Raw genomic sequence first — 16,904 nt, 5'->3', positions numbered from 1 at the left:
AACTCCTAAAATGGTAAATCGTTATCTGTTAAGGTCTTGCCATTGGTTTCAGGAAACGGATCTTGCCCATTCTTAGTTGCTGGATTGCTATCTGCTAATTGCTGAGCAATCCCTGCTTGAAGCTTGTACTTAGTCTTATACCAGCCAATGTATGAAGGTTGGTCATTCCCCGGTTTAAAATAAATTGGTGTTGATTCGTTACGCTTTGTTTTTTTACCTTGATATTCATCTTCGCGAACAGTAACAGATGTACGGACTGGTTTATTGAATAAAGCATTCATGTACTCCTCGATTGACTTAAAGTTTGTTGCTGGAACACCTGCAACTTTTGCAATATGATTAAGTACTTTAGGATCATACTTGCCACTATCATTGCCAGAGCTATCTTTTAAAGTCCAAACAGATACAAAGATATGACGCCCGTGCTGTTTAGCATTAGTTTTAGAAAGCTCAGCTACTTGATCTAGGTCTTTTCGAACCACTAAATCAAAGTTTAAGTATTCGTGAGGATTAGTACCTTTAGTAGCTTTAACCTCCACTGACTTGATAATCATTTCATAGGTTCCTGCTGGAAGTGGCTTATTTTCAGTTTCGTAATTTACGTTATCTGGGTTAAAATCTAAAAATCCTGCCATTGTTTATTTCTCCTTATCTTCTTTGTAATAAATCTTTAAATATGCTTCATAATTTTTACTGTATCCGTGAGTTCGAATGACGTTGTGATTCGCAATAAAATCATTAATTTGGTCTGTATGCTCGTCATCGAACTTATAAACTTTATTTTTTATTTTGGTCATTTGTTAAATCTCTCTAAATTCCAAAGTATATGGCTCATACTTTAAAAGCTCTTCAAAGTGTCTTAAGCGCTCTTCATTATTACTAGTAAACTTAAATGCGTTTTTAACATTGTTAGTCGTATCAACGTAATAATCTCGACTAACGATTCTTTCATTAATTTCCTTTACAAAGGAATTTTTATTTTTATCAAAAATTACAAACATTACTTAACTAATCCTTTCGCTTTAGCTCTGTGCCACGCCCAACCTGGCTTATGACCTGTGGCTTTTCCATAAATTGCAAATTCTTTTAAACTTGTAAACGTGCTGGGATCACGAAGCAATAGCTTCTGTTCCTTCTTTTTACGCTCTCGCAATTCTTTTGCATTAAGATTGATCTTTTCTAATTCAGCTCGTCGATCTTGTGCAAGCTTTCTAAATTCGGCTTCAAAGCTGTGACCACATAGCGGACATTCATGACAGCTAGCTAAAATTACTCCGAAACATTCTGGGCAAGTCTTAATAGCTGGTCCATCACTACCGCCCTCTCTCTGTGGATGTTTAGCCCGATCTTCTAACGTCCAATCTCTGTCAGCATTGGGTAAGCCAAACCGAGTAAAGTTTCCAACTTGGTCAATAATAATTGCATCTTTATCAGGCTGGTATCTCATGCATCTCATAGATTGTTGCAAGTACACTACTAAGCTCTCTGTCGGTCGAAGTAATACCACGCATGAACAATCTGGAACGTTGAACCCCTCACTAATAAGATCACAATTGCAAAGAACTTTAATCTTACCTTCACGAAAATCATTCATTATTCTGTCACGTTCATTTGCAGGCGTTTTACTATCTGCTTCATAGGCGCTAATATTGGCTTCTCTGAAAGCTTTTGCTACTTCCTTGGCAAATTGTACTGAGTGGCAATAAACAATCGTCTTGCGTCCATTAGCAAATTTCTGCCAGCTTTTTATAATGTCTCCTCGGATAATTGTTTTACCAAAATCATCGAGTGATTTACTGGTATAATCTCCACCTGAACCACGCTTTAATTTGCTATCATCGCCTAATCGGTAACCATACATAGTAAACGGTGCAAGTTTATGGTTTTTAATTAGCCATTTAACTTTTGGCCCTTCAATCATTGCTGAATAGATATCTTTAAATCCTTTACCAGATAACCGCCAGGGGCTACCCGTAAAGCCCAATCTGGGCACATCTGAGTAGTAATTGAATATCTTTAGATAAGTTTTAGTTCGTGAGTGTTGAGACTCGTCTACGATGATTAAATTGGGCTTTGGTAGGTAGTTTAACCTGTTAGCCACCTTACCAACCGTCATAATTGTGCAGTTATTCAAGTTAACGCCCTGTTTAATAAAGCTGTCCTTAATCTGATTTACTAACTCTTTTCTATGAACGAAGAACAGAACCTCTCCACCCTTTTCAGTTGTCAGTCGAGCTATTTCGGCAATTACTACTGATTTTCCGCTACCGGGAGGGCTCACAATTAGAACACCCTGATGACCTTCTGCTAGTGCATTACGTGCTCCATCAACGAGCTTTTGTTGATAATCGAATAGTTGATACATTAGTCATCACTATCTGCAATTGAAGCCATAAGTTTGGCGATTCTACGTTCTTGTTCTTTGCTTTCATATTCTTTATTAAGTCTCTTATATTGCAACTCGTTTAAGCCAAATAAAGTAACTGCACTACCCGATGCATGGAAGATCGCTTTATCGTCTCCACAAGCTGAAACAAGCAACGTATCTACTTGACCCTCTCTAACTGCATTTTTGATTTCTTCAAGATATTCAAGCATTTTAATTACATCCTTGTTGTTTTCCATTTTGTTCTCCTAATCAATTGTGATAATTCCGTCTGGATATTTGATAAACCCGAAATAACATCTAGTTAAGATATCATAGCAATTATCCACTGTGCCTAGATTACGATTGGGATCTAATTCATATTTCTGATATAGCTCTGGGCGTGATACTAATAGTCGAGCACTGTGAAATGCCAAAACTATCATGTCTCTAGCCTGTTTGCCTTGCCAATCTCTAACCCAACCGCAGGGCAGATGTGTCATCATGTTTTTAAAATTCCACGAGCAGTGAACGCCAAACTCGTCAATTTCTCTGTATTTTCTGTCAGGTTCAACCAAGCCTATCCAGTAACTCATTTTTCAGACACCTCAAATAATTCATCAGCTTTACAACCTTGTCTCTCATCTAAGCGATTCTTAGCATAAGTATCAATAGAACCTTGCAAAATGACTCCCCGTTCTCCTGACTGCGGTTTTTGAATCATTCGTCCAACTAAATCACTGTTGCCCATCAAATAATCTCTGGGATTAGGTCGAATATCCGGACCATACTGCATAAATTCTTGACCACTAGGATCAGTTACTTTAGTTTGTGCTTCCCATGCAGTGACTAGGATATTGATATTCCAGCTAAAGCACTTAGCAATAAATCTGGTAATGAGTGTGGTCCATTCGTTGTAGTCAGATATTTTATTATCTAAGCCGGTTCTGGTCTCTCTAGCTTTTTCAATAAAGAAAAGCTTTTGCAAATTGCTAACGTTATCAATAACCAAGTTATCGTATTTATCTGGCTTAAAATCTTTTACAAAGTCGGCTAGATCTTCAATTGGCTTTTCTGGATCAATATGCCATAGTGGTTTACCTCTCCAGAACTCAATTCTGTGGAAGCTATCATCAAGACTAAGCAGATAAGTTTTGCCTTTTAAGTATTTACTCAAAGTAGTTTTACCTACGCCTGGAACACCATAGACTAACCAACGATACTTTGTACCTTTATCTTCGTCCCATTTAAATGCTGGCATCGCTAAACTCCTGTTCCATTGCTATATCACGTACTTTATGAATTGCTTCATCATAGATTCCTTTAATAATGACTGTAAAGTATTCTTTGGGCTTGCCATTATAGCTATCTGGATAATCTGGACGCTTGCTTTTTAGCCACCTTTCGGCTTTCTTGCCGTTGCCCTGCTTAAGAGCCTCATTAACCAAACTATCCGTCCAAGTCTCAATCTCTTCTTTGATTTCATATTGCCATTCTTGAAATTCATCTAACATATGCTTAAATCCTCCATGTGATAGCAACCTGTCAGGATTTCTTTGATGTAGTCATCCGTCCACTCATTGTCGATTGCATCTAGGACTTCTTCAAAGAAATTTTTTTCGGTTGTATCTATCTCGTCACAAAAATCAGATGTTCCTAGTAAATTCAAACGATACTTTAAAAATTCGGCTGGTGTATGAAAATCAGATTCCATTTCTGAATTACTAATGATGTACAGATTGTCGCTGCACCATACCGCTAATGAGTCAGTACCCTTTAGCCGATTAAGACGTTCCATGTTTTCGTTATCGTGAATTGCGCCTAATAACTCTTTGCCTGTTTTTGCTTCCACGGTTCTACCACCTCTCTGTATTTATAAAATGCGTTACTACACAGCAGTTTTGCTTCATTACTTTCTTTCAAAGGATTGGTATGCTTAATCCCTTGTAGTAAATTACTTATTTTTTTTCATTTTTCCTGTATCTCCATTCGGTATCACACATTAGCCATACAACTAAAGTCAGGGTAAAAATATCTAATGGTATGTCTAACATTCGACTTATTACACCTAAAATTATTGTGATAACTACAGACCAAGTTGTTATATACTTTCTTTCATAAAGATCCTCTTAAATATTTGGAAAAATTGCATTATACATAACGAATGTAAATGAAACTAATGCTAGAATTGCAGTAAACATAGTTGCTAGTTCTGTTTCTCTAATAGTGAAATCAGTGCCCATAAATTCGTTAATCTTGCTGTTAATCCACTTACTCATAATTAACTCCTAAACTAAACCAAACTGTTCATTATAAATTTGTTGCGATTTCCACTCTAGGAACTCTTCAAATCTTTTAGCCTTAACATGACATCTTCGCTGGCTCTCCATTACAATTGCATCTTTATACGGAGACACTAAGCACTCCTCACGTTTTCTGTACCAAGTCATGTATGACCAGTCATATTTCTTTTGAACTTCTTTTGGCGTTAAAATTTCGCTCATTTTAAGCACCTCTAAATCTTGAAATCCTTGATAATACTTAAAATAAATTGATTACTCTTTGGACTTTGAATTCGTCCTGAAATGTAATCTGTTGCTTCTTGTCGACTCAAGCCATATACCTTTGCTAAGTCAGCAATACTAATAGAATTTTCTTTAATGTATTTTTTTACTAATTCTCGTCCCGGCATTGTTGATGGCATTCTATTCACCTCACTCTTTAAAGTTTCTTACTATTAAATTTTTCAATTGCATTTATTAAGGTATGCATTAAACGTGCATATCTTTTTAATTCATCTTTATTTCCACTTTGCTCTAACTTATCTAGTGTTAATCTTGCATCGTGAAATAATAGCTCTCTAAATTCCATTACTTAACCAAAAATCCATATTGTTCAATCTGTTGAATTGCTGCATCAGTGTAAAGCCATTCTGGAAAATCACCGTTTTGAATCCACTTGCCAAACCTATTGCTTTCTGGAACTGGAGCCTGCAACTTTAACTTTTGCGCCATCTGCTCCACTCCCCAGCCATTAGTTCCAAACATTTTGCCTAATTCATTTGCTGTGTGGAAGTTCTTGGGTTCAGGCTGTTTTTCCTTAACTGGTTCGCCAATCAAGTCATTTGCAATTTGAGTTAGTAACTCTTGCTGCTTTTTGGTATCTTTCATTGATTTAGCAACTCGATAAAGTAAGCTTGCTTTTCTGGTCTCAGCATTTTGTCTAGAAATTTCAATGCGTTCTTTCTGCATTAGTTTTGGACGTTCGCTTTGATTTCTAATTTGTTGTTCCATTTTGTTGAAAGCTTGAATGTACTTAAGCTTAAAATCTAAAGCTTTCTTACCTGTAAAACTCATAGCCAATAATGTGAACCCATCTCGGTTCATGTAGATCATTGGCTGTTCATGACATTGTTGATTTATATAAGTGCTTTCGAAGAACATTTTTTCGACTGCTCCATTTTGAGCAGTCAAATTTCTAGCTCGTTTTAATACATTTCTATGCTCTTTTTCGAATGATTCAGCCACTTTCAAACTATCTGTAACAGCTTGACGATCTTTCATAATTACTAAATTGTTCAAAGTCGTTTCACCTGCCATTTCTTATTTATAAAAATCCATGTAATATTTAAAAAGAGAAATTTGCTCCTTGTTTGGCTCTTTATATCCACGCTCAAGGTCTGAGATGGTATGGTTAGACATTTTCAACTGATAAGCTATATCAGCTTGCGTCCAGCCATGTATTTTTCTCCATTTAATAAATTCAAGAATGAAACTGTTAACGTTTTCCTTAGGCCTAAGTCCATTGCAATATGGGCATTCTTTAGTTCCCCAAATTAAGTCAGAAGGTGATCTATAAAATTCATGGTTACAACTTTTAGGCTTAAACTTAACTTTTGCTTTCATGCCAGCGTATTCGGATAAAATTTCAATATTATTATCTTTGCAAAATTTAATTAATCTTCTTTCTCCTCTACTTCTGAAACAGTGAACACAATGATAATGATCTAAAACTACGCCACCAGCTCTAACGGTCCACAATTTGCCACATTTCTTGTGATAAAAAGTTACCTTATATTTACAGCCCTTGTAATCAGTTAGTAATTCATAGTCTTCACCTAAATAAGAAGCCTTTCTAAGGAACCAATCATTGGAATATCTATGTTCTCGACCATAATTTATAAATCGCTCATGATCGTGAATTTCTCTCTTGCCTAATTCCATTTGATATTCAGCTCTTTTTCAAAATCACTTGTTTTAGGAACTTTAATGACTTCACTAAAACCTAACAGGTTATCCGTATCATTCCTAATGAAGTAAGCTTCTTTTGCTTCTCGACTGAGCGAGTCACATTGAACTGCTACTCCATTCATTCCTCTGATTGCCATGTTAAAGAGCAGAAATGGAATTGCTCGATCACTTAGCTCTTCAACCTGATACCAGTAATTTCGTGGATCATAGGTAATCCAAGCTAATTCACTAAGTTTCCCATCATGTAGATGTACTGGATCAGTTCGGCAATCTTGCCACCATCTAGTTATTAAAATTCCACCTGTTCCGGCTGCCGGCTCATAGTAATAACCATTAGTCTTAGAAGTTAATTTATTCAGCAATAAAGCAATACCATCAGGAGTAAAATCTTGTTTCTTAGTTTTGCGTTCAGCTTGCTCGTCTTCAAAGTATTCATGAAACCAATCAAAACTTAGATCAGTTGATACTTTTAGAAACTCTTTAAAAATTGCTACTCTCTTGTTATCATCGAGCATTAAGTTAAGTAGTTTCTCAGGAGCTTTGTAGGCATCATCAATACCTAAGATTTGATTAACTGTTTTAACGTCAAACTGCATATTAAGCACCTAACCCTGTCAAAATTGTCATCATTTTGTTGTTATCACGCTCTTGAAGGTCGTCAAGCAAGTGGATGTAAACTCGTTGAGTCGTTTCCGTGTTGCCATGCCCTAACCTCTTGGCTACCGATTGAATAGATACACCAGCTGAAATTAAAAGTGATGCATGCGTATGCCTTAGACCGTGAATTGAAATTCTAGGAACAGCTGCTTCTTTGCAAAACTTGGTAAGCTTTTGATTTAAAGTTGAATTGTAAATTCGGCCATTTTTACTCTGCAGTTTATTCAACCAAAATGGTTCATTTTCTTCATAACCTTGCATCATACGTTGGAGAATATTGGCTGTTTGCCAGTCAATAGAGATAACCCGATTAGAATATTTATTCTTGGTGGGCTGAAATTCTCCGACCTTTTCTTTATAATTCCAAGTTTTATTTACATAGAGTGTTAAGTTCTTTAAGTCGATATCTTTTGGAGTCAATCCAAAAATTTCTGCAAATCTCAAGCCTGTTTTTAAATCAAATAGAAACATTAGAGCTTCAGGTGAATCATCTTTTTCAAGCACCTTTACAAGTTTTGATACTTGATCTGATTCAAGATACTTAAACCTAGTTTCTTTATGTTTAACTTGCGAAGTAGCATGTACTTTATAAGTAGGATCTTTTGCAATCCAGCCTTCATAAACTGCATCCCTTAATGGAGCTTGAATATGATGCAAGAAATCTAAAACAGTTGAATATTCATGCGTTTTACCATACTCATTGATTAATCTTTGAACATCTGCTCTAGTCATGTCTCCAAGATCTAAATCAGGCACAAGTTCCTTCAAGCGTTTTTCAACTAAATAATATTTGTTTAGAGTTACTGGTCGAACTTGGCCTACTTTGTATGTATCTACCCATTCTTTGAAGTATTTATAAAACTTGATGTGCCTTACTTTGCTCGGCAATTATTCTCACCTCGTCTTCTGTAAACTGAGATTATCAGGTAATTAAAAATCTTTTTCAGAACTATTTAGCAGATACACACTATCGTAAGTAATAGGCTTATCTCGATTTTGATATTTTCGTCTAAGCTCGAACTCTTTATATGGACCTACTGGAATTTCAGTTAAGACTTTTCTATTAATCAGTTCTTGAAGTAATCTTTGAGAACTGATTTTTTGGATTGTATTATCAATGTTCCTAGACACGCCTGAACAATGATCTAAATAGTTATCATAGGATTTTACAAACTCTTTAAATGATATTGGCTCACTGAAAGTCATCCCTTTAAATGGATCTTTCATTGTTTTTTACCTCCTTATTCTTTTCAATCTTTCCTTTGCTATAATTTTTCTATCACCTTATGAGAGGAGGTGAATTTTATGAAATTAAATTACGAAGCCCTAAGACAAGTAATGATTGAAATGCAAAATCAACCTCTCCGTCCTAAACAATCAACTATTGTGAATAATGTAGTTAAAAAAGGCTTTTCACGGTCAGATGCAATTTATTCGCTAAAACAAGCTATTGATGGTGGACTGATTGATGGGTCGGTTGAAGCAGATTTTTCAAATACTTATTACTTTGATCTTCATGACATAACACCTGCCGGGCACCAATTTATTGACTCAATCCTTGAAGACACTTATTGGAATAAAGTCAAAAAAGTTTTAAAAGAGGAAGGAATCCCTATAACTGTCCCTTCAATCACGCGAACAATCGCTAAAATCTTTCTTTAAAAAACGAATGTGCTCGATAGGTTATTTGAACTTCTGTCCATTGACGGGAGTTCTTTTTTATTTGCACATCAATTGCACCCTTTTGCTTAACTCCATCAACGTATACACCTTGTGGTGTCTGCTTAATTTCACAACCCTCTCCAATATTCGGATCATTTTTCATCTCTACTCACTTCCTGCTTATTTATTCATGTAAGTAAAAAACATAGAAAAAGTGTTGCATATTTTACCAAATAGGGTAAACTATAGGCGTACTAAATAAAGCGATTAAGCGAATCCCCATTCAATTAAATTGCATTTATTAGATACACGTTTTTTTCTATTGATTTAACTTACGCAATTATAATAACCCGATTCGGTAATTTATGCAATATATTTTTAGTAGAATTGGGTAAATTATTTTTGCCGTTTTTTGGAGAACCCTGATATGACAACATTTGAGCGGATAAAAAAATTATCTAAAAAACTCAATTTAAGTCTTCAAGATGTAGCAGAAAAGGCTGAAATTGGGATCAATACTATTTATAAATGGAAAAACTACGATCCTAAAGGAACAGACTTAGCAAAAGTTGCAAATATTCTTCATACAACCACAGACTATCTGCTAGGTCGCACTAATAATCCATCAATTCCAGATTCTTCTACCTTATCTGATGACACCCTTACCTGGTTAGACTTGGATATGCCGTATGGTGGATCTGTGCCAGATGAATTGAAGGACTACTATAAAGCGTTAGCCGAACAATACATTAAGCAACACCCAGAAATTTTAAAAAAACGAGATGATAATTAATGGATAATGTATTGGCATGGCTAAGTAATTATGCAATGGATCATGGCATAGGCATAATTTTCGATAAGAATTTACCACCGGATGCTCCTTCCGATTCGTGGGAGTTTCCTCCAATGGCTATAATCAACACTAATTGGCATAACAAAAACGAATTACCATTCATTACAGCGCATGAAATTTGTCATGTGTTATATGGATCTGCCGAATATTTTCATTTGGCTCGTAGAGGTGTGGAATCTGGTGAGAGTGATGCAAACCTAGGAGCAATTAAATTACTTCTACAGTGTGCTCGAGAAACCGATATGCACTTCGATACTTATTATCAGTTTGCCAATGCTTTCTGCATCCCTAAAAAGCATTACTACCTTATAGATACATACTTAGCTGTTAAATAAAGGAGAATATTATGATTGTTGAAATAAAAATTCCAGAACATACTATAATTACAGCAAATGATACAGGTGTCATTATCTCTCGAAAGGGACTTAGAAATTTAGCTAATAGAGGAACATTAGGTGAAACTGAAATTCCTTATTGGGCAATTGCCTCAGTTTCATTTAGAAAAGCTACCCTTTTTCTTGGTGGTAAATTTGAACTTAATACTATAGCTGGCTCTCAGCATAATGGTGGATTAGGTGGCTTAGATCCAACTTTTGCCTTTTCAGCGTATGGTCGAAATACTGCAATTCCTTTTAGACCTAATAAAAATAAAGAAGTGGAACAATTAAAAAACTTAATTCAAGAAAAAATTGAAGAGTATCATAAAAATGCTTCTAAAATTAGTCAGCCTATGTCAACAAATGATATAGACGAAGAATTAAGAAAATTAAAATCTTTACTCGATGACGGTATTCTTACTCAAGAGGAATTTGATGCTAAGAAAAAGCAATTATTAAATCTATAAGACACAAACCGGCCCCCGTGAAGTGTTAACCATTGCTTTACGTATTTAGCTGCAAAATAAAAACCGCCCTCTCGGACGGTCATGGAGAATTAAAATGAAAAGAGAAATTATTTCCCTCTGTGTTATTGCTTTAGTTGGAGTAACAATTGGTGCATTAGGTTTTTCTAATCATCACTCAAGTAATGCAAAGCAAGCAGATGAAGCAACAACTAAAGTCAATAAAAATAAACCACGCAAGAAAAGTAGTAAGAAATCTGTAAATGCTACTAAACCAAAGGAAAATTCACAATCACAACCTAAACAAACAACTAATGTGGATGTTCAACAATCTAAACAATCATCTTCTACTGCTAATAGCCAAAATCAAACGCAAAATACTGCTACTCAACAACAGCCACAAAAGACACAAGGCGAAATCAACAAAGAGCGCGGTTATGATCCTAAGGGCAATCCTGTAATGCCAGGTCAAGATCACGCTCCTGGTTCTAATCCTGACGGTTCAGCTGATTCGTGGGTTAAAGGTCAAAGTGAATGGCTTAGACAAAATGGGTTAACAAATCCTGATGGCACCCTTACCCAAAAAGCAAAAGATCAGAGAGCACAAGAGTTTAAGAATGAGTCTGAATAATTTTAATTAGAAAGCATGATAATCATGAGAAAGTTTTTACCTAATTTACTATCCCTCGATTTTACAGATAGTAATAACAACAAAATTTATGAAATAAAGCTAAATGAAGAAAATAAAGGAACAATTTCTATGAACATGGTTATTTCTTTTCCTTAGAAGTAATTAGTACGTATACTCATCCTTCTCATTTTAATTCATATATCGTTCTTACCGTTGAAACGCCAGATTTTATTGAGGGTGCTCAAGATATTGAACCGGTCCCAGCTTCGTATATTTCACAACAATATATAAAAGTTCCTTTAACTGATTTTGTTAGAAAGGGATCTAACATTCTTACACAAGTTAAATTTAACACCAATGTGCAATCAGATGTAGTAATTGAAGGTAAACTGTATTCATTTAAACAATTAAATTTCAAACTTTCTATGACGTTCCAAGAGCCAAAATATCCTGAAGCAAACTCATCTATTGATGAAGGTACATTCTTTACTACATCAGTATATTTCCAGGAGCCAAAAAATGGATAACAAACAACAATTACATTTACTTGAAGATGCTAAAACCACTGGTGCTCAGGGTCAACTTGTATAAGTATCTAATAAAAGAAGAGATAATAGTGGTGGAGGTGAACCACCTATGGATAAAGATAAGTATGTAACTCATGAAGAACTAGATCATGCTATTGATAATATAAGTAGTAAAATAGATCTTTCTACAGAAAAGTTACTTCATAAAATGGATAATCACTTTGCAGAAATGCAAAATCAAATGGATAAAAGATTAAACGAAGTAGATAAACATTTTAACGATATTGAATTAAAAGTTAATGATGTTAAAAATACAGCAAATAATAATAAAGAAAAGATTAATTGGTTACTGTATACTGCTGTTGGCGGCATTGTTATTTCCGTAATTACAACAATTATTTCTAATTTATTGACTAAATAATTTATCGTCCACACTGCCAGAGACGAAAAACCTGAGGCATATATGTGGAGGATTAAAATGGGATTATTTCATAAAGCACCACGATGCCCTAAATGCAAATCAACTAATGTAGAGCCAATTGGTCGCAAGAAAAAAGCCTTTTCTGTAGGTAAAGCTGTTACTGGAACAGTTTTAGTCGGTGGAGTTGGTAGCTTAGCTGGATTTGCAGGCAAAAATAGTAAAAAAATCGATATGATTTGTATGGATTGTGGTAAAACGTTTAAGTATAAATCTTAAACAAAAAAGACCCGCAAAGCGCTGGTAACACTTCACGGGTCCGTAGCCTCAAACTAGGCAAATTCTACATGAATCACATATATATGATAGATGAAAGGTTGAGCTGGTAACTCAACGCCTTTTGTCTACCCTATTCTATCAGAAATAGAGGTAATTTTAAAATGGTCAAATATTATACTCCTCAAGTTGAGCCATTAAAGAATGGTAAGTTTAAATATTCAATTAGATATACCGATCCCTCTTTTGTGGGTGTGCATAAGAGTTCTACCACAATTACTAAAAACACCGCACACGCCCGAAATTTGGCTGAAATTAAGGTTAAAAATGCTATTAAAGAAAAGCTAAGCATTCGATCTGTTAAACAAATCACAATGGATAAATTAATAGATAAACTCAAGGATAACTTAGACCAGCAAGGATTAGCCCCTAAAACCTTAGACACCTATTTTGCTTATCTTAATAAACTATCTAAGCAATTTAAAGATAGATCAGTTACCTCTATTACCACTACTGAGCTTAATGCGTATATAAATGATATTCTTTATAAAAATAAACTATCAAATGGATCAGCACACCATTATCATGTGATATTTTTAAAGTTATTTGATTTTGCAATACAATTTGGCTACGCAAAAGAAAATCCTGCTCTTAAAGTTAAAATTAACTTTAAAAATGATCGTGCTAAAAAACAAGAAAGAATTGAAAACTGGTATCTAACTGATAAAGAGCTAAAAGAAGTTCTTGATTATTGCTTGGATAAAAACAGAACTGATTTATATGCTCTATTTAAAATACTTTACTTAACAGGAATGCGTGTGGGTGAAGGGTGTGCATTGCTAGTAAAAAACATTTTTCAAGATCCAGAAACACATATGTGGTACGTTAATATTTCAGGAACTTTAATCAATACAGATGGTCATAGAAATGAAAGACAAGAGTTTACTAAAACTACAGCAAGTCATCGTACAATTGTCCTACCTAAAGAAGCAGTTTCAATTTATCGAAAGCTTGCTAAAGACCAAAATGCCGATGATTTTCTATTTCACAATAAATATAGCCATGGGCCGATAAGCATATTAACCGTAAGCAGATTCTTAAGAAAATTTGTTACTAGTCAAAAATGGAAAAAACAGATCACTTCGCATATTTTTCGCCACACTCATGTTTCTAAACTTGCAGAAGAAGGATATCCATTAAGCCTAATTACTGACAGAGTTGGTCATGGTGATTCAGATATTACTAGAAAAATATATCTTCATATCACACACAAACAACATTTGAAGTTTGATAAAGCTATACAAGATTTTAAATAAATTTGTCCCTTTTCTGTCCCTTTTTGTATTTAAATATTGCATGTAAAAAACCTAAAGCTTTCTCGCTCTAGGGTTTTATTCTCTTGTTAAGCACCGTGGTACTTAACAAGAGAATAAATATCTAAATCAGGGAATTGTTCTCTTCCCTTCAAGTCAGTTAATTCAATATAAAATGCTGCACCAACTACTTCTCCGCCCAAGTTTTCAACTAATTCCTTAGTTGCGTGCAAGGTGCCTGCGGTAGCCATCAAATCATCGCAAATAACAACTTTTTGCCCTGGCTTAATTGCATCTTTATGCATTTCTAAGACATTTGAACCATATTCTAAATCATAAGAAGCACTTTCTACTTCGCGTGGCAACTTATGAGGCTTACGAGCCGGTACAAAACCAATTCCTAATTCTGTTGCAACAGAGCAGCCGACAATAAATCCACGAGCTTCAGGACCAACAATTACTTCTGCTCCACGACTCTTAGCGTATTCAGCTAATTCATGAGTAGCAGCTCGATATAGCTTCCCATCTTGCAAAATTGGGGTAATATCGCGAAAGATAATTCCCTTATTTGGGAAATCTTTTACACTTGCAATGTGTTCTTTAAAATCAATTGCCATTTAAAGAGAAACCTCCATTTTAGACTTTCATTGAAAAATCAGACCTAACGGCCTTTGACCTGTATATTTTACCAAATTTTTAGATTAAAATCAGTTTTATATCGAACTTTTTATTGATTTATAACTAGTAATGATCACTTTAAATATTGTTTAACGTAACTAATTAGTTGATCACTAGGCATTGTCTTTAGCTGATTTTTAAATTTAATCTGTGATGCTACACTGGTAAAATACTTTGAAGCAGTTAGTTTTTTACTTTCAGGACGTTTATTGCCAATAATTTTTCCATCAATAAATGAAACAAAGCGCAATTCAAAGAACACTCTTAAAATAAACAAAACAGCTTGATAATCTAAGCCGAGATAAGCAGATACCACCTGATAATCTTCAATAGTTAAATTGGGGTGAGCATAAATATATTTTAATGTTTTGCCAAAAGCATCCCTACTAGGCAAATTAGTAATTGGCAATCTATCAAATAAAAAACGCAGATAGAGCTGATGATATTTATTTTCTAAAGCGGTATTTAATTCAATCTGATTACGCGGAGTATCTAATAAAGCTACAACTTCAGAATTTCCATGATAATCTCTAGCAAGACTAAGCTTTTCTTCTGGAATTCCTAAACCATTTCTAGCCCAAGAAATAGTATTTTTATCAAAAATCAAATACTTATCCGCAAATCCCATCACATAATCTTCTTGCCTCATGTCTATCACTTGATCAAAAACAGCTAGTTTGGGTGCTCCATATTCAATGCCGGCTAACATTCCTTGAACAGTCGAAATATTCTTCCAGCTATTGAGCGCTAAAGTTACATATAATTCTTTGATAAAAGGAAGCAAGTTCTGATTCAAAAATCCTTTATTAAAGCCAACAATTGTTAGCTTGCCATTATTTTTTTCTGCAGTAAACTTAACATGGTTCTTATCTTTTCCCATCTTAAATAGGCTCTTGATGTGCGGTTCGCTGATACTAAATACGGGCTCAGGATTTCCAGTTCCAAAGGGACCAACCAAATTAATTTCTGTTAATGTATCTGGTGTAACTTCTCTCAAATTTAATTCAAAATCAAAATCTTTTACTTCAAGATCCGTACTTGGCTTAAAACTTTTTTCAAAACGTGAACGCAACTCTTCAAGTTTATCAACCTTTAAAGATAAGCCACAGGCAAAATCATGTCCGCCAAATTTATCTAAAAAATCATCTTTCATTGGTTCTAAAGCATCAAATAAATTAAAGCCTTCGCTTGACCGACCTGAGCCTTTTAATTCACCATTTTCATCCTTGGTAAGAACAAGCGTGGGTTTATGAAGCTTCTCGACAACTTTATTGGCTACTAAGCCTAACACGCCCTCATGAAAGTCAGGATCATATAATACTAATGTATTTCGATGTTGCCACCCTTTTTCTTCAACTTGAGCCAAACATTTTTCATAAACTTCAGCTGTAAGCTCTTTTCTTTCATTATTTAATTCTTCTATTTTCGCTGCTATTTCTTCAGCCTGTTCTTCATCATCACTCAAAAGTAGTTCAACCGCTAAACTCGCGTCTGCCAGACGACCCACAGCATTTAATCTAGGAGCGATATTAAAGCCAACATCAGTGGCTGTAATCTGTCCCATAGTTAAACCAGCTTGCTTAATTAAAGCTCGTAATCCTGGACGCTCTGTTTGGTTCAAAATATCTAAGCCACGCTTAACGATAATATGTCCTTCACCTGTTACTTTAACCATATCGCCTATAGTTCCAATCATGGCTAAATCTAATAGTTCTGGCATTGTATCCTGCATTAGTGCTCGGCACATTGTATAAGCAACACCGGCTCCGCAATAATCATCAAATGGATATTTTTGACCAGGATAGTTACAGTGAACTGTACTAAAAGCAGCTGGTTTTTGATCCTGAAAGGTGTGGTGGTCAGTTAATATTACGTCAACGCCATGTTCCTGGGCATATTTAACTTCTTCAACACCGGTTACCCCATTATCAACCGTAATGATTAATTTAGTCCCATCCTCTACTATCTCTTTGTAACGGCTCATACTTGGACCGTATCCATCTTTAAAACGATCCGGAATAAAAAAGTGAACATCGGCACCTAAAATTTCTAAGGTATCCATCATGATGCTAGTTGCCGTGATTCCATCAGCATCATAATCACCATAGATAGTTATTTTTTCACCATTATCAATTGCCTGATTAATGCGGTTAATAGACTTTTCCATATCGTGCATTAAAAACGGATCGGCCAAATCATTTTCATCTGCATTTAGCCAAAAATCCAACTTTTCCGCGGTATTAATACCTCTTAATGCGAAAAGCTTAGCTTGAATATCTGTTAATCCATAATCTTCAATTAATTCTTGATCTAAACTACTTGCTTGTCTTTGTTGCCATTTCATTATTTTTAGTTCACCTAAATCATTTATAACATCTAAGTTTCTATTATAACAAAAGTTAAAGAGGATTTACTTCTCCAACAAAAGCAAAT

At 34.9% G+C, this 16,904-nt stretch carries 28 protein-coding genes; 8 read left to right on the top strand and 20 right to left on the bottom strand.

Going from position 1 to position 16,904, the window contains the following annotated elements; all coding sequences use genetic code 11:
• Window positions 1-5: 5 nt before the first annotated feature.
• From F3I00_RS04175 to F3I00_RS04100, 17 genes are all read right to left on the bottom strand, one after another.
• Window positions 6-635, bottom strand: coding sequence for a DUF669 domain-containing protein (locus F3I00_RS04175; RefSeq protein WP_065169437.1), 630 nt, complete (start codon window positions 633-635; stop codon window positions 6-8).
• Between the two features lie 165 nt (window positions 636-800).
• Window positions 801-1,001, bottom strand: a complete 201-nt coding sequence (locus tag F3I00_RS04170; protein WP_065169438.1) for a hypothetical protein — start codon at window positions 999-1,001, stop codon at window positions 801-803.
• Complete coding sequence (locus F3I00_RS04165; RefSeq protein WP_159311000.1) at window positions 1,001-2,365, bottom strand: DEAD/DEAH box helicase; 1,365 nt, start codon at window positions 2,363-2,365, stop codon at window positions 1,001-1,003. Before F3I00_RS04165 ends, F3I00_RS04170 begins: the two co-directional genes overlap by 1 nt.
• A complete protein-coding gene (locus F3I00_RS04160; RefSeq protein WP_065169440.1) occupies window positions 2,365-2,625 on the bottom strand; it encodes a hypothetical protein in 261 nt (86 codons plus the stop codon). The genes F3I00_RS04165 and F3I00_RS04160 overlap by 1 nt, the downstream gene beginning before the upstream one ends.
• 9 nt (window positions 2,626-2,634) lie before the next feature.
• Window positions 2,635-2,961, bottom strand: a complete 327-nt coding sequence (locus tag F3I00_RS04155) for a hypothetical protein (RefSeq protein ID WP_065169441.1) — start codon at window positions 2,959-2,961, stop codon at window positions 2,635-2,637.
• Entirely contained in the window at window positions 2,958-3,626 is a 669-nt protein-coding gene (locus tag F3I00_RS04150) for an AAA family ATPase (protein ID WP_159310999.1), read from the bottom strand. Before F3I00_RS04150 ends, F3I00_RS04155 begins: the two co-directional genes overlap by 4 nt.
• Entirely contained in the window at window positions 3,613-3,879 is a 267-nt protein-coding gene (locus tag F3I00_RS04145; RefSeq protein WP_065169443.1) for a hypothetical protein, read from the bottom strand. Before F3I00_RS04145 ends, F3I00_RS04150 begins: the two co-directional genes overlap by 14 nt.
• Window positions 3,873-4,217 carry a hypothetical protein gene (locus tag F3I00_RS04140; protein ID WP_065169444.1) on the bottom strand — a complete coding sequence of 115 codons (345 nt, stop codon included), beginning with the start codon at window positions 4,215-4,217 and terminating at the stop codon, window positions 3,873-3,875. The genes F3I00_RS04145 and F3I00_RS04140 overlap by 7 nt, the downstream gene beginning before the upstream one ends.
• Window positions 4,218-4,494: 277 nt before the next feature.
• Window positions 4,495-4,644 carry a hypothetical protein gene (locus F3I00_RS10695; RefSeq protein ID WP_172620129.1) on the bottom strand — a complete coding sequence of 50 codons (150 nt, stop codon included), beginning with the start codon at window positions 4,642-4,644 and terminating at the stop codon, window positions 4,495-4,497.
• Between the two features lie 9 nt (window positions 4,645-4,653).
• On the bottom strand, window positions 4,654-4,869 hold the full coding sequence (locus tag F3I00_RS04135; RefSeq protein WP_159310998.1) for a hypothetical protein: 216 nt from the start codon (window positions 4,867-4,869) through the stop codon (window positions 4,654-4,656).
• Window positions 4,870-4,880: 11 nt separating this feature from the next.
• A complete protein-coding gene (locus F3I00_RS04130) occupies window positions 4,881-5,069 on the bottom strand; it encodes a helix-turn-helix domain-containing protein (protein ID WP_065169446.1) in 189 nt (62 codons plus the stop codon).
• A gap of 17 nt (window positions 5,070-5,086) precedes the next feature.
• Window positions 5,087-5,236 carry a hypothetical protein gene (locus tag F3I00_RS04125; protein ID WP_155761823.1) on the bottom strand — a complete coding sequence of 50 codons (150 nt, stop codon included), beginning with the start codon at window positions 5,234-5,236 and terminating at the stop codon, window positions 5,087-5,089.
• Window positions 5,236-5,946 (bottom strand): Rha family transcriptional regulator, encoded by a 711-nt coding sequence (locus F3I00_RS04120; protein ID WP_159310997.1) that lies wholly within the window; start codon window positions 5,944-5,946, stop codon window positions 5,236-5,238. Before F3I00_RS04120 ends, F3I00_RS04125 begins: the two co-directional genes overlap by 1 nt.
• Before the next feature lie 21 nt (window positions 5,947-5,967).
• The gene (locus tag F3I00_RS04115) at window positions 5,968-6,588 is read right to left on the bottom strand and encodes a helix-turn-helix transcriptional regulator (protein ID WP_159310996.1); all 621 of its coding nucleotides are present in this window, start codon (window positions 6,586-6,588) and stop codon (window positions 5,968-5,970) included.
• Window positions 6,579-7,211: a methylase gene (locus F3I00_RS04110; RefSeq protein WP_065169449.1), complete on the bottom strand. Its 633-nt coding sequence runs from the start codon at window positions 7,209-7,211 to the stop codon at window positions 6,579-6,581. Before F3I00_RS04110 ends, F3I00_RS04115 begins: the two co-directional genes overlap by 10 nt.
• Window position 7,212: 1 nt before the next feature.
• Window positions 7,213-8,160 carry a site-specific integrase gene (locus tag F3I00_RS04105; RefSeq protein ID WP_065169450.1) on the bottom strand — a complete coding sequence of 316 codons (948 nt, stop codon included), beginning with the start codon at window positions 8,158-8,160 and terminating at the stop codon, window positions 7,213-7,215.
• Between the two features lie 42 nt (window positions 8,161-8,202).
• A complete protein-coding gene (locus F3I00_RS04100; protein ID WP_065169451.1) occupies window positions 8,203-8,499 on the bottom strand; it encodes a hypothetical protein in 297 nt (98 codons plus the stop codon).
• 78 nt (window positions 8,500-8,577) lie between these two features.
• Between F3I00_RS04100 and F3I00_RS04095 the strand changes: the two genes are divergently transcribed.
• Entirely contained in the window at window positions 8,578-8,934 is a 357-nt protein-coding gene (locus tag F3I00_RS04095) for a DUF2513 domain-containing protein (protein ID WP_065169452.1), read from the top strand.
• On the opposite strand, the gene F3I00_RS04090 is transcribed toward F3I00_RS04095, so the two are convergent.
• Entirely contained in the window at window positions 8,918-9,097 is a 180-nt protein-coding gene (locus tag F3I00_RS04090) for a hypothetical protein (RefSeq protein WP_065169453.1), read from the bottom strand. The genes F3I00_RS04095 and F3I00_RS04090 overlap by 17 nt on opposite strands.
• 264 nt (window positions 9,098-9,361) lie before the next feature.
• On the opposite strand from F3I00_RS04090, the gene F3I00_RS04085 reads away from it, so the two are divergent.
• The 7 genes from F3I00_RS04085 to F3I00_RS04055 all read left to right on the top strand — a co-directional run bounded on the left by F3I00_RS04085 (window position 9,362) and on the right by F3I00_RS04055 (window position 13,796).
• Complete coding sequence (locus F3I00_RS04085) at window positions 9,362-9,727, top strand: helix-turn-helix domain-containing protein (RefSeq protein WP_065169454.1); 366 nt, start codon at window positions 9,362-9,364, stop codon at window positions 9,725-9,727.
• Between the two features lie 113 nt (window positions 9,728-9,840).
• Window positions 9,841-10,122, top strand: coding sequence for an ImmA/IrrE family metallo-endopeptidase (locus F3I00_RS04080; protein ID WP_231110755.1), 282 nt, complete (start codon window positions 9,841-9,843; stop codon window positions 10,120-10,122).
• Window positions 10,123-10,133: 11 nt separating this feature from the next.
• Entirely contained in the window at window positions 10,134-10,631 is a 498-nt protein-coding gene (locus F3I00_RS04075; RefSeq protein WP_159310995.1) for an SHOCT domain-containing protein, read from the top strand.
• 94 nt (window positions 10,632-10,725) lie between these two features.
• Window positions 10,726-11,259, top strand: a complete 534-nt coding sequence (locus F3I00_RS04070; RefSeq protein WP_159310994.1) for a hypothetical protein — start codon at window positions 10,726-10,728, stop codon at window positions 11,257-11,259.
• Window positions 11,260-11,895: 636 nt separating this feature from the next.
• Window positions 11,896-12,207, top strand: coding sequence for a hypothetical protein (locus F3I00_RS04065; RefSeq protein WP_231110756.1), 312 nt, complete (start codon window positions 11,896-11,898; stop codon window positions 12,205-12,207).
• A gap of 57 nt (window positions 12,208-12,264) precedes the next feature.
• Window positions 12,265-12,483 carry a hypothetical protein gene (locus F3I00_RS04060; RefSeq protein ID WP_065169458.1) on the top strand — a complete coding sequence of 73 codons (219 nt, stop codon included), beginning with the start codon at window positions 12,265-12,267 and terminating at the stop codon, window positions 12,481-12,483.
• A 161-nt stretch (window positions 12,484-12,644) separates the two neighbouring features.
• Window positions 12,645-13,796: a site-specific integrase gene (locus F3I00_RS04055; RefSeq protein ID WP_159310993.1), complete on the top strand. Its 1,152-nt coding sequence runs from the start codon at window positions 12,645-12,647 to the stop codon at window positions 13,794-13,796.
• 86 nt (window positions 13,797-13,882) lie between these two features.
• Here the strand turns inward: F3I00_RS04055 and F3I00_RS04050 are convergent, their stop codons facing one another.
• Together F3I00_RS04050 and recJ are read right to left on the bottom strand one after the other, a co-directional pair.
• Window positions 13,883-14,410 carry an adenine phosphoribosyltransferase gene (locus tag F3I00_RS04050; RefSeq protein ID WP_020806898.1) on the bottom strand — a complete coding sequence of 176 codons (528 nt, stop codon included), beginning with the start codon at window positions 14,408-14,410 and terminating at the stop codon, window positions 13,883-13,885.
• A gap of 134 nt (window positions 14,411-14,544) precedes the next feature.
• On the bottom strand, window positions 14,545-16,815 hold the full coding sequence (gene recJ, locus F3I00_RS04045; RefSeq protein WP_159310992.1) for a single-stranded-DNA-specific exonuclease RecJ: 2,271 nt from the start codon (window positions 16,813-16,815) through the stop codon (window positions 14,545-14,547).
• Between the last annotated feature and the right edge of the window lie 89 nt (window positions 16,816-16,904).

This window comes from Lactobacillus sp. JM1, from assembly GCF_009834385.1.
In the GTDB taxonomy this organism is placed as follows: domain Bacteria; phylum Bacillota; class Bacilli; order Lactobacillales; family Lactobacillaceae; genus Lactobacillus; species Lactobacillus paragasseri.
This window is presented reverse-complemented; position numbering and strand designations above follow the sequence as displayed.

Bases quoted from the DNA above. Each gene is read 5' to 3' on its own strand.
- recJ (WP_159310992.1), bottom strand. From the start codon at position 16,815: ATGAAATGGCAACAAAGACAAGCAAGTAGTTTAGATCAAGAATTAATT.
- F3I00_RS04170 (WP_065169438.1), bottom strand. From the start codon at position 1,001: ATGTTTGTAATTTTTGATAAAAATAAAAATTCCTTTGTAAAGGAAATT.
- F3I00_RS04155 (WP_065169441.1), bottom strand. From the start codon at position 2,961: ATGAGTTACTGGATAGGCTTGGTTGAACCTGACAGAAAATACAGAGAA.
- F3I00_RS04115 (WP_159310996.1), bottom strand. From the start codon at position 6,588: ATGGAATTAGGCAAGAGAGAAATTCACGATCATGAGCGATTTATAAAT.
- F3I00_RS04175 (WP_065169437.1), bottom strand. From the start codon at position 635: ATGGCAGGATTTTTAGATTTTAACCCAGATAACGTAAATTACGAAACT.
- F3I00_RS04065 (WP_231110756.1), top strand. From the start codon at position 11,896: ATGGATAAAGATAAGTATGTAACTCATGAAGAACTAGATCATGCTATT.
- F3I00_RS04130 (WP_065169446.1), bottom strand. From the start codon at position 5,069: ATGCCATCAACAATGCCGGGACGAGAATTAGTAAAAAAATACATTAAA.
- F3I00_RS04160 (WP_065169440.1), bottom strand. From the start codon at position 2,625: ATGGAAAACAACAAGGATGTAATTAAAATGCTTGAATATCTTGAAGAA.
- F3I00_RS04110 (WP_065169449.1), bottom strand. From the start codon at position 7,211: ATGCAGTTTGACGTTAAAACAGTTAATCAAATCTTAGGTATTGATGAT.
- F3I00_RS10695 (WP_172620129.1), bottom strand. From the start codon at position 4,644: ATGAGTAAGTGGATTAACAGCAAGATTAACGAATTTATGGGCACTGAT.
- F3I00_RS04085 (WP_065169454.1), top strand. From the start codon at position 9,362: ATGACAACATTTGAGCGGATAAAAAAATTATCTAAAAAACTCAATTTA.
- F3I00_RS04080 (WP_231110755.1), top strand. From the start codon at position 9,841: ATGGCTATAATCAACACTAATTGGCATAACAAAAACGAATTACCATTC.
- F3I00_RS04075 (WP_159310995.1), top strand. From the start codon at position 10,134: ATGATTGTTGAAATAAAAATTCCAGAACATACTATAATTACAGCAAAT.
- F3I00_RS04050 (WP_020806898.1), bottom strand. From the start codon at position 14,410: ATGGCAATTGATTTTAAAGAACACATTGCAAGTGTAAAAGATTTCCCA.
- F3I00_RS04150 (WP_159310999.1), bottom strand. From the start codon at position 3,626: ATGCCAGCATTTAAATGGGACGAAGATAAAGGTACAAAGTATCGTTGG.
- F3I00_RS04070 (WP_159310994.1), top strand. From the start codon at position 10,726: ATGAAAAGAGAAATTATTTCCCTCTGTGTTATTGCTTTAGTTGGAGTA.
- F3I00_RS04060 (WP_065169458.1), top strand. From the start codon at position 12,265: ATGGGATTATTTCATAAAGCACCACGATGCCCTAAATGCAAATCAACT.
- F3I00_RS04165 (WP_159311000.1), bottom strand. From the start codon at position 2,365: ATGTATCAACTATTCGATTATCAACAAAAGCTCGTTGATGGAGCACGT.
- F3I00_RS04055 (WP_159310993.1), top strand. From the start codon at position 12,645: ATGGTCAAATATTATACTCCTCAAGTTGAGCCATTAAAGAATGGTAAG.
- F3I00_RS04125 (WP_155761823.1), bottom strand. From the start codon at position 5,236: ATGGAATTTAGAGAGCTATTATTTCACGATGCAAGATTAACACTAGAT.
- F3I00_RS04145 (WP_065169443.1), bottom strand. From the start codon at position 3,879: ATGTTAGATGAATTTCAAGAATGGCAATATGAAATCAAAGAAGAGATT.
- F3I00_RS04100 (WP_065169451.1), bottom strand. From the start codon at position 8,499: ATGAAAGATCCATTTAAAGGGATGACTTTCAGTGAGCCAATATCATTT.
- F3I00_RS04095 (WP_065169452.1), top strand. From the start codon at position 8,578: ATGAAATTAAATTACGAAGCCCTAAGACAAGTAATGATTGAAATGCAA.
- F3I00_RS04135 (WP_159310998.1), bottom strand. From the start codon at position 4,869: ATGAGCGAAATTTTAACGCCAAAAGAAGTTCAAAAGAAATATGACTGG.
- F3I00_RS04090 (WP_065169453.1), bottom strand. From the start codon at position 9,097: ATGAAAAATGATCCGAATATTGGAGAGGGTTGTGAAATTAAGCAGACA.